Here is a 13,279-nt window from a genome sequence, read left to right as displayed (position 1 = left end):
ATGACCGCGTATGACACGGATCCCGTACGAATCCCGTATGACACAGATACCGAGAAGCGGGGTACGTACGATCGTATGACTCCCACCGCGACCTATCGGCTCCAGCTCCAGCCGGACTTCCCGTTCGCGGCCGCCGCCAAGGCCGTCCCGTATCTCGCCGCGCTCGGGGTCTCGCATCTGCATCTGTCGCCCGTCCTGGAGGCCGTACCGGGCTCGACGCACGGCTATGACGTGGTCGACCATTCCACCGTACGGGCCGAGCTGGGCGGCGAGGAGGGGCTGCGGCGGCTGGCCGGCCGGGCGCGCGAGCATGGTCTCGGGATCGTCCTCGACATCGTGCCCAACCACATGGCCGCCGCGCCCCGGCACAACAAGGCGCTCTGGGAGGTGCTGCGCGAGGGCCGGGACTCGCCGTACGCCCGCTGGTTCGACATCGACTGGGCGGCGGGCGACGGCAAGCTGCTGCTGCCCGTGCTGGCCGGGCCGATCGGGGAGGAGCTGGACGCGGGCGGGCTGAGCGTCGAGGGCGGGCTGCTGCACCACGGCGACCAGCGCTTCCCGCTCGCGCCCGGCACCGAACACCTGGGGCTGCCCGAACTGCTCGACGCCCAGCACTACCGGCTCGCCTGGTGGCGGCTGGCCCGTACCGAGCTCAACTACCGCCGCTTCTTCACCATCTCCGAACTGATCGGCCTGCGGGTGGAGGATCCGGAGGTGTTCGCCGCCACCCACGCCAAGATCATCGAACTGGTACGGGACGGAGTCGTCCAGGGGCTGCGTATCGACCACCCGGACGGTCTCGCGGACCCGGAGGAGTATCTGCGCCGACTGCACGAGGCGACGGCCGGGCAGTGCTGGACGGTCGTGGAGAAGATCCTCGCCGACGACGAGGTACTGCCCGCGGGGTGGCCGGTCGCGGGCACCACCGGATATGACGCGCTGCGCCATGTCGACGGGGTGTTCACGGACCCGGTGGGCGCCGAGGCGCTTGAGGTGCGCTACCGCGAGGTCGCCGCGCCCGTCGGGGACCGGGGCGGCTACTGGGAGGGGACGGTACGCCGGGCCGCGTACAAGGTCGTCTTCCATGAACTGGCCGCCGAGATCTCCACCTTGGTCCGTATGGCGCAGCGCGTCTGCGCCGCCGACCCGGCACTGCGCGACCAAGCGCCGTGGGCGCTGCGCACCGCGATCCGGGAGCTGCTGGTACGGGTCCCCGTCTACCGCCCCTACACGACGGCGGGCGGCCCCTGCCCCGAGGCGGCCGAGGCGGCGGTCCCGGCGGACGCGGCACGGCAGGCGAAGAGGGTCTTCCCGGTGGAGCGGGAGGCGACGGCCGTGGACGTGGTGCGGGAGCTGGCCCTCGGCAGGCTCGGTACGGGCCCGGACCATACGGCCTTCTGCGCGCGCTTCGCCCAGACCGCGTCCGCACTGCGCGCCAAGTCGGTGGAGGACACGGCGTTCTACCGCTATGTGCCGCTGATCTCCGCGAACGAGGTGGGCGGCGATCCGGGCAATCCCGCGGTGAGCCCCGAGCGGTTCCACGCGTACTGCGCGCGGCTGGCGCGCGACTGGCCGGCCACCGGCACCGTACTGACCACGCATGACACCAAGCGCAGCGCGGACGTACGGGCCGGGATCGCCGTCCTGTCCGAGTGCCCGGAGCGCTGGGACGAGTTGCTGGAGCGGGTGGTGGGGGCCGTGCCCGCGCCGGCGCCCGATCCGCAGGTGGCCTGGCAGGCGTGGCAGACGGCGGTGGGCTTCACCCCGGCCGCCGAGGGCGTGCTCCCGGAGGGCTCGCGGATGGTGCCCGCGCTGCTGAAGTCCGTACGGGAGGCCGGGCTGCACACCAGTTGGACAGAGGCGGAGCCGCTGTACGAACAGGCGGTGGCCGCGTTTGTGGAGGCCGGCCCCGCCGGTCCCGCACGGCGTACGGTCGCGGCGCTCAGCCGTGCGCTGGCGCCGTACGCGCGGGCGAGTGCGCTGGGCGCGGCGCTGGTGCAGCTGACCATGCCGGGGGTGCCCGATCTCTACCAGGGCACGGAGCGCGCGTACTTCGCGCTGGTGGACCCGGACAACAGGCGACCGTTCAGGACCGGGCCGCCGGACGACAAGACGGTGATCACGACGGCGGCGCTCCGGCTGCGCGGTGAACGGCCGGAGTTCTTCGGCGAGTCGGGGACATACGCCCCGCTGCCCGCGGCCGGCCCGGCCTCCTCGCACTGTCTGGCCTTCGTCAGGTCGGGGCGCGTGATCACGGTAACCACCCGGCTGCCGTACGGACTTGAGCGCTCCGGAGGGTGGCGCTCCACCGAACTGGCGCTGCCGCCCGGCCGCTGGCGCGATGTGCTGACGGGGCGTGAGGTGTCGGGCGCGCCGAGGCTCGCGGAGCTGCTGGACCAGTATCCGGTGGCGCTGCTGACGGCCGACTGACGGGCCCGCCGGACACTACGGCCGACTGACGGGCCCGCCGGACGATCCGTCCGCGCGGCCTTTCCGCACACGAAGCGTTTACAGAGGGACCCGCCCGCGCTACGTTTCGAGATGGGAGCGCTCCCAATCATCGTTCATTTGTCATGATCACGTCGAAGGGACTCGCGTGATGAACCACCCCCCACGACGGCCCCGATGGCTGTCGCATCCCCGCAGAGCCGTCCTCCTCGCCCTGCTCGCCGTACTCCCCGCCCTGCTGCTGGTCGTCGGCAACAGCGGGACCTCCTCCGCCCACGGCACCCCCATGCAGCCGGCCAGCCGTACGTTCATGTGCTGGAGGGACGGCCTGAGCAGCACCGGTGAGATCAAACCCATCAACCCCGCCTGCCGCGCGGCCGTCGCCGCGGGCGGCACCACCCCGCTCTACAACTGGTTCTCCGTACTGCGCTCCGACGGCGCCGGCCGGACCCAGGGCTTCATCCCCGACGGACAGTTGTGCAGCGGCGGCAACACCACGTTCACCGGCTTCGACCTGGCCAGGAACGACTGGCCGCTGACCCATCTGACCTCGGGCGCGTCGCTCGACTTCTCGTACAACGCCTGGGCGGCACACCCCGGTTGGTTCCGGGTCTACATCACCAAGGACGGGTTCGACCCCACCAGGACCTTCAGCTGGGCCGATCTGGAGCCGACGCCCTTCCTGACCGTCGACCACCCGCAGGTCACCGGGCCCGTCGGGACGGTGGAGGGCGCCTACAAGTGGACCGGCAACCTCCCCGGCGGAAAGTCCGGCCGGCACATCATCTACATGGTGTGGGAGCGCTCGGACAGCAAAGAGACCTTCTACAGCTGCTCCGATGTGGTCTTCGACGGCGGCAAGGGCGAGGTGACCGGTGTCGGCGACCCCGGGAACCCGACCGACCCGCCCACCGATCCCACGGCCACCTGCACCGCCACCCGCGCGACCACCGGCACCTGGTCGGGCGGCTATCAGACGGAGGTCACGGTGAAGAACACCGGCGGCCATCCGATCCTCGGCTGGATGGTGGAGTTCACGCTGCCGAGCGGCCAGCGCGTGGACAGTCTCTGGAACGGCAACGCCACCTACGGCGGCCAGGACGTGATGGTCCACAACGCCGACTGGAACGGCTCGTTGGCCGCCGGGGCCTCCACCACCTTCAGTTACGTGGCCACCGGAGGCCCGCCGGACACCGCCTCCGCATCGCCCTGCTCCGTGCACTGACCCGCGCGCTCGCGGGCACCGAACCACCAAGCGCCCGGCCCGCCGTTCCCCGCCCCCACCGGAACGGCGGGCCGGGTCCGTCCTCTCACCCGCGGGATCCCGTTCAGTGCGAGGCGAGCCGGAAGGCGATCGTCCCGAAGCTCACCAGATCCCCGTCCCGTACCTCGACCGTCGTGGTCACCCGCAGTCCGTTGACGGTCGTGCCGTTGGTCGAGCCGAGATCGCGCAGGATCCATCGCCCGCCCTGCATGCTCAGTTCGGCGTGCAGCCGCGAGACCGTGTCATGGCTGAGCCGGAGCCCGTTGACCGGATCACGGCCTATCCGCAGTGGATACGGGCCGGGCTGAGGCAGCAGCAGCTTCGGCAGCCGCTCCGCCTGCCAGGCCCTGCGCAGCCGCTGCGAGAACGCGGACATCCGGCTCACCGTGCCGAACACCCGGCGGGACCACGGCCCTTCGGATTCCAGATCCGCGGTGAGCAGCTTCAGCTCATCGGCCCTGCGGGCGGCCAGCGCCAGATCCATCCGGCGCAGGAAGGTGTCGTGCGACAGCTTGCCCTGCGCGGCGCCTTCCCGGAGTACCGCGAGGACACGGTCGCGCTCGGCGTCGGAGAGCCGCGCGGGATACGTGTGGAACTCGAAGGAGGACGTCACAGACGTGATTGTCCTGCCGACGGACCTGAGGTGTCCAGACAGTACGGAGTTCCCGGGACTCCGTACGCGCACCAGGTCACATCCACCCCTTCACCACCTTCGCCGCGCCTCGCGCCGCCTCGCTTGTCACCCTGGAATTTGTCACCGTGTGGCGGAGAGCATTGGACAGTGAGAGTGCCGACGACGAGGGGGAACCACCCGTGCGGTTCGAGGTGTGGGCGCCGCAGGCGCAGAACGGGATCGTACTCCGGCTCGCGGACGACGGGCCCGCCGGACTGTCCATGGAGCGCGATCCGGCACGGGCGGGCTGGTGGACCGTCGAGGCGCCCGCCGCCGACGGTACGCGGTACGGCTTCGCGCTCGACGGCGGGCCCGTACTGCCCGATCCGCGCTCCCGCCGCCAGCCGGACGGCCCCGACGGTCCGAGCGCCGTCGTCGACCAGGCGGCCTACGCGTGGCACACGCCGTGGCGGGGCCGCGATCTGCCCGGCGCGGTTCTGTACGAGCTGCACATCGGTACGTTCACCCGCGAGGGCACCTTCGACGCGGCGGCCGAACGGCTCGCCCCGCTGGCCGAACTGGGCATCACCCATGTCGAGCTGATGCCGGTGTGCCCCTTCCCCGGGACCCACGGGTGGGGGTACGAGGGGGTATCGCCGTGGGCGGTCCATGAGCCGTACGGCGGCCCCGAGGGGCTGAAGCGCTTCGTCGACGCGGCACACCGCCTGGGCCTGGGCGTGGTGCTCGACGTGGTGCACAACCATCTCGGCCCCGCCGGCAACCATCTGCCGCGCTTCGGCCCGTACTTCACCGACACCCACCACACGCCGTGGGGCGCGGCCGTCAATCTGGACGCCCCCGGCTCGGACGAGGTACGCGCGTATCTGCTGGGCAGTGCCCTGGCCTGGCTGCGGGACTTCCGGCTCGACGGGCTACGGCTCGACGCCGTGCACGCGCTCGCCGACCGGCGCGCGCTGACCTTCCTCGAAGAGTTGTCGACGGCCGTCGACGCGCTCTCCGCCGAGCTGGGGCGACCGCTGTTCCTGATCGCCGAGTCCGACCTCGGCGATCCGCGCACCACCACCCCGCGCGCGGCGGGCGGCCTCGGGTTGCACGCGCAGTGGAACGACGACTTCCATCATGCGCTGCACTCGGCGCTCACCGGTGAATCCCAGGGCTACTACGCCGACTTCGCGCGCGAGCCGCTGGCCGCGCTGGCCAAGACGCTCACCCGGGTCTTCTTCCACGACGGTACGTATTCGAGCTTCCGGGGCCGGACGCACGGCCGGCCCGTCGACCGTACGAGAACACCCGCCCACCGCTTCCTCGGCTACGCCCAGACCCATGACCAGATCGGCAACCGCGCCCTCGGCGACCGGCTCTCCGCCACCCTCTCCCCCGGGCTGCTGGCCTGCGCCGCCGGCCTCGTCCTGACGGGGCCGCACACCCCGATGCTGTTCATGGGCGAGGAGTGGGGCGCGACCACCCCCTGGCAGTTCTTCACCGACCACCCCGACCCGGTGCTCGCCGAGGCCGTACGCACCGGCAGGCGCCGGGAGTTCGCCGCGCACGGCTGGGCCGCGCGGGACATCCCCGACCCGCAGGACCCGGCGACGCGGGAACGCTCCTGTCTGGACCGCTCCGAGGCCGGGAAGGAACCGCACGCGCGCCTGCTGGCCTGGTACCGCGAGCTGATCGCCCTCCGGCACACCCAACCGGATCTCTCCGATCAGGATCTGGCGGCGATCCGGGTGGCGTACGACGAGGAGGCGCGCTGGCTGGCGTACCGGAGGGGCGATCTGCGGGTCGCGGTGAATCTCTCCGGCGAGCCCGCGCTGATCCCGCTCGGCAACGCGGGCCGGGTGCTGGCGTCCTGGGAGCCCACCGAGCCACCGGGCGCGGACGGCGTGCTGCGGCTGCCGCCGGAGTCGTGCGTGGTGCTGACGGACGGCTGATTCCGGCTCGGGCGCCGCGAACCCGGCCCCGGGGGCCGGGTTCGCGTTCGAGGCCGGCTTCGGGGCCACGTTCGAGCCCGGGTTCACGGCCACGTTCCAGACCGGGTTCGGGGCCGGGTTCGGGGCCGGGTTCGGGGCCGGGTTCGGGGCCGTCAGGTACGGACGACGTCGAGTACGGCCTTCCCCCGGACCCGGCGGCCGAGCAGCGCCTCCGCCGCCTCCGCCGCGCGCTCCCAGGAGCCGCGCCAGCCGATCTGCGGGTCCAGCAGACCTTGGTCCAGGAGGCCCACCAGATAGGTGAGGTCGGCCCCGATCGGCGCGTCCACGGTGAAGACCTCGATCCGCCGGTGTCCGCCACGATGCCGCTCCGCCTCGAAGTCGATGACGGTCGACTGGAGGGATGCCTTGCCGATGGCCTGGACGGAGCCGCCGGACTCGACCTTCGCGAAAGCCTCGGCCAGTTGGGCGCCGCCCACGTTGTCCAGCACACCGAAGACGGGCGCCGTGACATTCTCCGGACCGATGACGACCTCGTCCGCGCCCAGCTCGCGCAGCCCTTCACCACGGGCCTGGCTGCCCACCGAGGCCACGACCCGCGCGCCCGCGCGCGCGGCCAACTGCACCGCGTAGCGACCGACGCCGCCCGACGCGCCGGTGATCAGCACCCGGCGGCCCACCACCGGGCCGAGGCGCCGCAGCGCCTGGAGCGCGGTGAGACCCGCGACGGGCAGGGCGCTCGCGGCGCCGAGGTCCACCCCGTCCGGCACGACCGCCAGCTCACCGGTCTCCACCGCGCGGAGCGCGGCCCAGGCGCCCGTCCAGCCGAAGGTCACCACGCGCTCCCCCGCCGACGGCCCGGAACCGTCGGCCGCGGCCCGTACGACGACCCCCGCCGCGTCCCAGCCGGAGACCTCTCCCGGGCTCAGCCTCCCTTCCCGGTAGGCGATCTCGCCGAAGTTGAACGACACCGCGTGCACCTCGACCAGCGCCTGGGACTCCGTCGGAACCGGTTCGGGAGCCTCCCCGAGGCGGAAACCCTGAGGTGCCTCGGGGTCGTACAGGAGCGCTCGCATGTCCGTTCCTTCCTCTCGATCACCGCGCCGATACGCGGAGTCCTCTTCCGCGCAACGCGTCGCGCTCCCGGAATATGTCGCCACGCGGCGGCTGTGACCTATTCGACGATCGCCATCTCGTGCGGTGTGTTGTTGAGGCGACGGCCGCCGTCCGCCGTGACCGTGACGATGTCCTCGATCCGCACACCGAAGCGCCCCGGCAGATAGACACCGGGCTCGACCGAGAAGCACATGCCGGGGACCAGCGCACGCTCCTCGCCCTCGATCATGTACGGCGGCTCATGGGTGGTGACCCCGATGCCATGGCCGGTGCGGTGGATGAAGTACTCGCCGTACCCCGCGGCGGAGATGACCGCGCGGGCCGCGCGGTCGACGTCCTGGCAGGCGGCACCGGGCCGGACGGCTTCGAACCCGGCCTGCTGCGCCTCACGTACGAGATCGTGCACGCGCCGCTCCTCGGCGTCGGGCTCGCCGACATGGACGGTACGGGTGGTGTCGGAGCCATAGCCGTACTTGAGCCCGCCGAAGTCGAGGACGACCATGTCGCCGTGGGCGATGACGCGGTCATCGGCCTCATGGTGCGGATCGGCGCCGTTCGGGCCCGAGCCGACCACGGTGAAGTCGACCTGGGAATGGCCGTGTTCGAGAAGGAGCGCGGCGAGGTCGGCGGCCACGTCCCGCTCCCGGCGCCCCGCGAAGCGGACCTTCAGGATCTCGCCGTACGCGGCGTCCGCCGCCGCGCCCGCGGCCGCGAGCCGGTCCAGCTCCCGCGCGTCCTTGACGGCGCGCAGCATCGGCAGCGCTTCGGTGAGCGCCGTGTACGAGGTGCCCGGCAGCGCCTGTTGCAGTCCGAGCAGATGCATCGCCCAGGCGTTGTCGCTGACGCCGAACCGTCCCGCGCGGTCGAGCAGCGGGGCCGTCACACCGTACGGATCCGTGCCGTCCGTCCAGTCGCGCAGCGTGAGCGCCGGGGCGCCGGGGGCGCGCGCCGCGTCCGGCGCCTCCAGCGTGGGCACCACGAGCACCGGATCCTGGCCCGCCGCGACGACGAGCATCGTGAGCCGCTCGGTGTCGGCGGTCGGCCGGTACCCGGTGAGATACGTCAGATCCGGGCCCGGCGCGATCAGCACACCCGTCAGTCCGGCCTCGGCGGCGGACTCGGCCGCGCGGGCCATCCTGGCGCGGTAGTCGTCAGCGGTGAAGGGCGGCGGCGGGGCGGTGGTGGGCATAGGTGCTCCTTCTCGATCTCTCACGGACCCGGATACCGTTCCCGGACATCCCGAATGTCCCGGATTTCACAGATTTCACGGATGTTATGGATGTCGCGGGATGTCTTTCTCAGAGGTCATCCGGTGACTCCTTGCGGGCCAGCCGTTCCAGCAACGCGTGGAAGTCGTCCCCGACGACGATCCGCAGCCCCTCGCCGTCCTTGGCGCTCAGCTGGGTGAGCGTGCCGGCGCGCCACCAGTAGACATACGGGCTCACCGCCCCCGGGGCGTCCTCGTACCCCGAGGCGGCGAACGCGGTCATGGCGTTGAGCGTCGGGATGATCGAGGTGTCGTGGATGACATGGAAGGCGAGCTGGTGCCGGTAGGGCATCGCCACCAGCGCGCCGTCCGGCGGGATCGGCCGGCCCGTGATCCTCGGTACGACGGTGTCCAGGACCAGGACCCTGCTGGCCGTGTAGAAGGAGTCACCGAGAAGTACCTCGAAGCGCATCCCGTCGGAGTCCTTGACGGTCTCGTGCCCCTCGATGGGCAGCTCCTGGAGATTGCTCAGGGCCCGGTCACGGAGGTGCTGGAGCCGGCCCAGCGGCTCCAGGGCCTCGTCGGTGAGCATCATGACGCTCTCGGGGAGATCGAGGGCCAGCACCTCGTACAGCCCGGGAGCGACCGAGCGCGCATAGCCGAACGTCTGCGGGTCGAGGCCGTCCTCGCTGATCACCCGGGGGTAGAGCTGCGCCCGGATCTGTTCGGGAGGCAGGGTGTCCAGGGCGGACGGGGAGTCCATCGTGCGCAGCACCATGCCCGCGTGCCGCCGGGCCAGATCTCCCCAGACGCGGGGGCCGCGCTCGTCGTGGTGGCAGACGGCGGCGAGATTGGCCAGCCCGAACTGGCGGCCGGAGCTGTCGGTCACCTGGTCCGCGTAGAGGGTCACCTCAAGGCCGTGCTCGGCGAAGGCCTCCCGGACCTGGCTGCGGAAGAGGGCGGCCTCGTCGACCGAGAAGAAGGGGAACGCGAGGTCCCGGGGCGCGTCGCGGCTGTCGCGCCTCGGCCCTCGTCGGAACAGCCCCACACCATCGCCTCCCGCCCGCTCGTCGGGTGATCGCCCGTCCCGGTGATCGCCCAACTTCTGATGCTAGTCGCAGCGGGTCACCACGCGGCGGGCCGCATCCTGCCATCCCCTCCCTCACCCACTCTTGCTGGCCACCGGTCATACGTATAACGTACGTCACATGCCTTACATCGCCCTGGTCACCCTCGTCGTGGACGACTACGACAAGGCGCTCGCCTTCTATACGCGGGCTCTCGGCTTCGAGCTGATCGAGGACACCGAGCGGGGCGACGGCTCACGCTGGGTCGTGGTCCGCCCGCGCCCCTCCGCGGGCGGTGGTCCTGACGGCTCGGACGGCTCGGCGGCCTCCGTGTGCCTGCTGCTGGCGCGCGCCAAGGACGACACCGAGCGCGCGAGCATCGGCGTGCAGACCGGCGGACGGGTCGGCTTCTTCCTCCATACCGACGACTTCGCCCGCGATCACGCGCGCATGCGGGCCGCCGGCGTCCGCTTCCTGGAGGAGCCGCGCCACGAGCCGTACGGCTCGGTCGCCGTCTTCGAGGACTTGTACGGCAACCGCTGGGACCTGCTCCAGCCCGCCTGAGGACCGACCCGGCGGCCGGAAAGGCTGAGGGCCGTACGGGGTCTCCCGTACGGCCCTCGATGGCCCTGCCCGGCGCCTCCCGCCAGGTCCCAGCCCTGTGTGCCAGGAGGGGGACTTCCGTTTGCTAGGACGGGGACTTCCGCAGCAGCCATAAACCCAGTCCGGACCCCACCACTCCGAGCCCGGCCACGACGCTCAGCGCGATCTCCGTCCCGCCGTCGTCCACCAGGAAGTTCAAGTACACGTTGGCCAGCAGGCAGCCGATAAGCACGATCCAGAGCAGGGCTTTCATGGGGTTTCCTTCACCTTCCGCGACGCTTTCCTCAGCACGTCCACTCTCTCGCACCGAGCCCGCGAGCACAGGAGGGCAGCCCCCCGAACCCGGGGTTCAGCACACCCCCCGAACGCGGGTGTGATTCCCTGCCTCCGCCCGTGCGGGGGCGGGGGTCCCCGCACGCGGCCTCTTGATGAACGGTACCTTCGTGCTGCCGAATTCGACGCCGCCCGAGCCGGGTTGACGGCGGGGCACGCAAGGAACGAAGGGGGCCGGCGCATGAGCCTGGCGCAACTGCACTACACCTCGGCCCCGCAGGGAGCGGACGGATCCTACGCGCCCGAAGGACCGGGCTCCCGGTTCACCGCGGTGACCCCGGGCATACCGGCGTCCCTGCTCAAGGAGGCCGAGCCGCTGCTCGGGTACGAGCCGCCGCGCGACACCCCCGAGCACTCAGGCGCCGCCGAACTCGCCGCCTTTCCCCAGGCGTTCAGTCACAGTCTGCTCTCCGACGGCACGCGTCTGCTCGCCCGCGCGGTGCGTACGAGCGAGGGTACGGGTACGGGTACGGGCTTCAGCGCCGGCGTGGCCCGCTCCCACACCCATGCCGTGCTGCTGCCGGCCGACACGGGACTGCCGGGCGGAGGGCTGCCCATCTCCGCCTGGAACTCGTCGCGGTGGGCCTCCGCCGCCCCGGCCGACGGGGCTCCGGCCCAGTTGGAGGCCCTTCCCCCGTCGGGCCTTCTCGGACGGGAGGCGCTGGTCGGGTTCGCCGCCTCGCGCGGCCCCTGGCTCCCCGGCTTCCTGGCCAGTCTGCGCGAGCTGACGGAGGAGACAGCCGGGCCGCGGGCCGCGGAGCCGGTGGCCCGGATCGTCCTCGTGGAGCGCGACAGCGCCGATGTGGCCCGGTGGATCGCGCTGGCCTGTGCCGTCCTGCCGCGCGACCACGCCGACCGGCTGACCTTCACCACCTATACGCGCCGGCCGCGCGAGGCCCGGCAGCGGATCGTCGGCGTACTCCCCGGGGACGCGCCGGAGCCGGACGGCCGTGACCACCGCTGCCGCGTGCACGACTGCACCGCCCCCGTGCCCGCGGAGCACACGCCGACGGACATCTGGGCCGGGATCGCCGCGCGCGTCTGGCTGGGCCGGGCCCCCGAGCTGTTCACGGAGGCGGCGGCGCTGCCCGGTGGCGTCTTCTCCCCCGGCGCGCTGGCCGGCGTGGCCCTCTGCTCGGATCTCGCCCCCGGTCCCGATGGCCGTACGGCGGCGGCCGACTGGGCGCACACGCACGCGCGAGCCCTGGGTGACGCCCGGCTGCGCCGGCTGGTCGAGGCGTTCCGGACGACCGCCGAGGACCGGACCACGGCCGAATTCTCCGCCCTGACACGGTTGTTCACCGCGCTTCCCGACGACCTCGGGCCGCGGCTCGCGGCCGGTCTGGCTCCCGAACTGCGCGCGGGGGTCGCGGACCGCGGACCCGGCACCCGGCCGGTGGAACTGCTGCGCGTCGCCGACGCGCTCGGGGTGGACTGTACGGATCTGCTGCCCGCTCTCGCCCACCGGCTGGCCCGCTCCCTGCTGGGTCCGGCAGGACAGGACCTGGGTCCTGTCCGGGAGACCGCGGACACCCCGGATCCGCTCACGGCCCTGGAAGACGTCCTCGAAGACGTCCTGGAGGAGCATTTCGAGCTGCGTATCGCGCTGCTCAGCGCGCTGGACACGCTCGCCGCCGAGGATCCGCCCGCCGCCGTCCGGCTGCTCGACCGTACGCCCCTGGCTCTCACGGGGGTTCAGGCGCTGCCGCATCTGCGGATGTGCGCGGGTGCGCCCTGGACTCCGGCCGCCGGGGGCGGCGACGGCCTCGCCGCGCTGCATGCCGCGCTGCGCGCCTGCGGAGTCTCGCCGTTCACCGATCCGCTGGTGCTGCGTACGGCCGTACGGCTGGTGTGGGACGGTGGCGCCCCGCTACCGGGCGAGGCGCGGCGGCTGCTCAGCGAGACGGGCTCCGACGCGCACCGCGCCGCGGGCACCTGGCGCACGCTGGTACGGGCCGCGCTCGACGACCCCGCCACCGGCACCGATCCCGCCACCGGCACCGACGCCCCCGCCGACATCGACGAAGCGGATGCCGCCGCGCTCGCCCATGATCTGCTGCGCTGCTTCCCCGACGAGCTGGAGCCGCGCGCACGGGGCGCCCTGCTGCTCCTTGAGTTCATCGGTGAGATCGGCGCGGGCCGGGCCGGGCCTCCGTGGACCGAACGGGTGCTGGCGCTGCGCGCCGAGGCCGAGCCGGTGGAACCGGCCCTGCTGGCCCGGGTGTTCGGGACCCTCGCACGCCGGCTGCTCTCCGAGGAGCGGCCGGAGGGCGAGCTGTACGCCATGATCCACTGCGGCGAGCCGCGGCTGCTCAGCGCGTACGCGGCCGCCGCCCAGGAGGAGCGGGTACGCGACCGGCTGCGTAGCTCCCCGGCCTACGCGGCCGACTGCTTCATCGCGTGGAGCTCGCTCCCCGGCGCGAACCGGGCGTGGGACTCGACCCGTACCGCGCTGCTCGACAAGGTGCTGCGGCCGGTCGTGCGCGCGCTGTCCGACGAGGCCACCGGCTCCGTCGAGCGCGGCCTTGAGCGCGCCGGGGCCCACCGCGCGGAGGAGTTCAGGGCCTGGAACCGCCCGGGGGCCCTCGGCCGGCTGAGCCGTCGCCTCGGCGGCCTCGGACGGCCCCGTTAGCCGAGGCCGTCCCTGCCGACGGCCCCGCTGGCGGAGGCCGTGCC

The 13,279-nt window shown here is 72.5% G+C and carries 10 protein-coding genes; 5 read left to right on the top strand and 5 right to left on the bottom strand.

The window, feature by feature from the left end; all coding sequences use genetic code 11:
• Positions 1-75: 75 nt before the first annotated feature.
• Together treY and ABTZ59_RS21935 are read left to right on the top strand one after the other, a co-directional pair.
• Positions 76-2,430 (top strand): malto-oligosyltrehalose synthase, encoded by a 2,355-nt coding sequence (gene treY, locus ABTZ59_RS21940; protein ID WP_351409371.1) that lies wholly within the window; start codon positions 76-78, stop codon positions 2,428-2,430.
• A 169-nt stretch (positions 2,431-2,599) separates the two neighbouring features.
• Positions 2,600-3,673 carry a lytic polysaccharide monooxygenase auxiliary activity family 9 protein gene (locus tag ABTZ59_RS21935; RefSeq protein WP_351409357.1) on the top strand — a complete coding sequence of 358 codons (1,074 nt, stop codon included), beginning with the start codon at positions 2,600-2,602 and terminating at the stop codon, positions 3,671-3,673.
• A 103-nt stretch (positions 3,674-3,776) separates the two neighbouring features.
• Here ABTZ59_RS21935 and ABTZ59_RS21930 read toward each other — a convergent pair whose 3' ends face one another.
• A complete protein-coding gene (locus ABTZ59_RS21930) occupies positions 3,777-4,325 on the bottom strand; it encodes an FHA domain-containing protein (protein WP_351409345.1) in 549 nt (182 codons plus the stop codon).
• Between the two features lie 200 nt (positions 4,326-4,525).
• Between ABTZ59_RS21930 and treZ the strand changes: the two genes are divergently transcribed.
• Positions 4,526-6,280, top strand: coding sequence for a malto-oligosyltrehalose trehalohydrolase (treZ, locus tag ABTZ59_RS21925; protein WP_351409333.1), 1,755 nt, complete (start codon positions 4,526-4,528; stop codon positions 6,278-6,280).
• 152 nt (positions 6,281-6,432) lie between these two features.
• On the opposite strand, the gene ABTZ59_RS21920 is transcribed toward treZ, so the two are convergent.
• From ABTZ59_RS21920 to ABTZ59_RS21910, 3 genes are all read right to left on the bottom strand, one after another.
• On the bottom strand, positions 6,433-7,353 hold the full coding sequence (locus ABTZ59_RS21920; RefSeq protein WP_351409319.1) for a zinc-binding dehydrogenase: 921 nt from the start codon (positions 7,351-7,353) through the stop codon (positions 6,433-6,435).
• Between the two features lie 98 nt (positions 7,354-7,451).
• Positions 7,452-8,582 carry an aminopeptidase P family protein gene (locus tag ABTZ59_RS21915; RefSeq protein WP_351409311.1) on the bottom strand — a complete coding sequence of 377 codons (1,131 nt, stop codon included), beginning with the start codon at positions 8,580-8,582 and terminating at the stop codon, positions 7,452-7,454.
• 109 nt (positions 8,583-8,691) lie between these two features.
• Positions 8,692-9,648 (bottom strand): hypothetical protein, encoded by a 957-nt coding sequence (locus tag ABTZ59_RS21910; protein WP_351409301.1) that lies wholly within the window; start codon positions 9,646-9,648, stop codon positions 8,692-8,694.
• A gap of 160 nt (positions 9,649-9,808) precedes the next feature.
• On the opposite strand from ABTZ59_RS21910, the gene ABTZ59_RS21905 reads away from it, so the two are divergent.
• A complete protein-coding gene (locus ABTZ59_RS21905; protein ID WP_351409297.1) occupies positions 9,809-10,231 on the top strand; it encodes a VOC family protein in 423 nt (140 codons plus the stop codon).
• A gap of 124 nt (positions 10,232-10,355) precedes the next feature.
• Here the strand turns inward: ABTZ59_RS21905 and ABTZ59_RS21900 are convergent, their stop codons facing one another.
• Positions 10,356-10,523, bottom strand: a complete 168-nt coding sequence (locus tag ABTZ59_RS21900; RefSeq protein ID WP_249947818.1) for a hypothetical protein — start codon at positions 10,521-10,523, stop codon at positions 10,356-10,358.
• Positions 10,524-10,784: 261 nt separating this feature from the next.
• On the opposite strand from ABTZ59_RS21900, the gene ABTZ59_RS21895 reads away from it, so the two are divergent.
• Positions 10,785-13,235, top strand: a complete 2,451-nt coding sequence (locus ABTZ59_RS21895) for a GTPase-associated protein 1-related protein (RefSeq protein ID WP_351409287.1) — start codon at positions 10,785-10,787, stop codon at positions 13,233-13,235.
• Positions 13,236-13,279 lie beyond the last annotated feature (44 nt).

The organism is Streptomyces sp. NPDC094034 (assembly GCF_040303865.1).
Classification (GTDB): Bacteria; Actinomycetota; Actinomycetes; order Streptomycetales; family Streptomycetaceae; genus Streptomyces.
This window is presented reverse-complemented; position numbering and strand designations above follow the sequence as displayed.

Bases quoted from the DNA above. Each gene is read 5' to 3' on its own strand.
- ABTZ59_RS21905 (WP_351409297.1), top strand. From the start codon at position 9,809: ATGCCTTACATCGCCCTGGTCACCCTCGTCGTGGACGACTACGACAAG.
- ABTZ59_RS21900 (WP_249947818.1), bottom strand. From the start codon at position 10,523: ATGAAAGCCCTGCTCTGGATCGTGCTTATCGGCTGCCTGCTGGCCAAC.
- ABTZ59_RS21920 (WP_351409319.1), bottom strand. From the start codon at position 7,353: ATGCGAGCGCTCCTGTACGACCCCGAGGCACCTCAGGGTTTCCGCCTC.
- ABTZ59_RS21915 (WP_351409311.1), bottom strand. From the start codon at position 8,582: ATGCCCACCACCGCCCCGCCGCCGCCCTTCACCGCTGACGACTACCGC.
- treY (WP_351409371.1), top strand. From the start codon at position 76: ATGACTCCCACCGCGACCTATCGGCTCCAGCTCCAGCCGGACTTCCCG.
- ABTZ59_RS21895 (WP_351409287.1), top strand. From the start codon at position 10,785: ATGAGCCTGGCGCAACTGCACTACACCTCGGCCCCGCAGGGAGCGGAC.
- ABTZ59_RS21935 (WP_351409357.1), top strand. From the start codon at position 2,600: ATGAACCACCCCCCACGACGGCCCCGATGGCTGTCGCATCCCCGCAGA.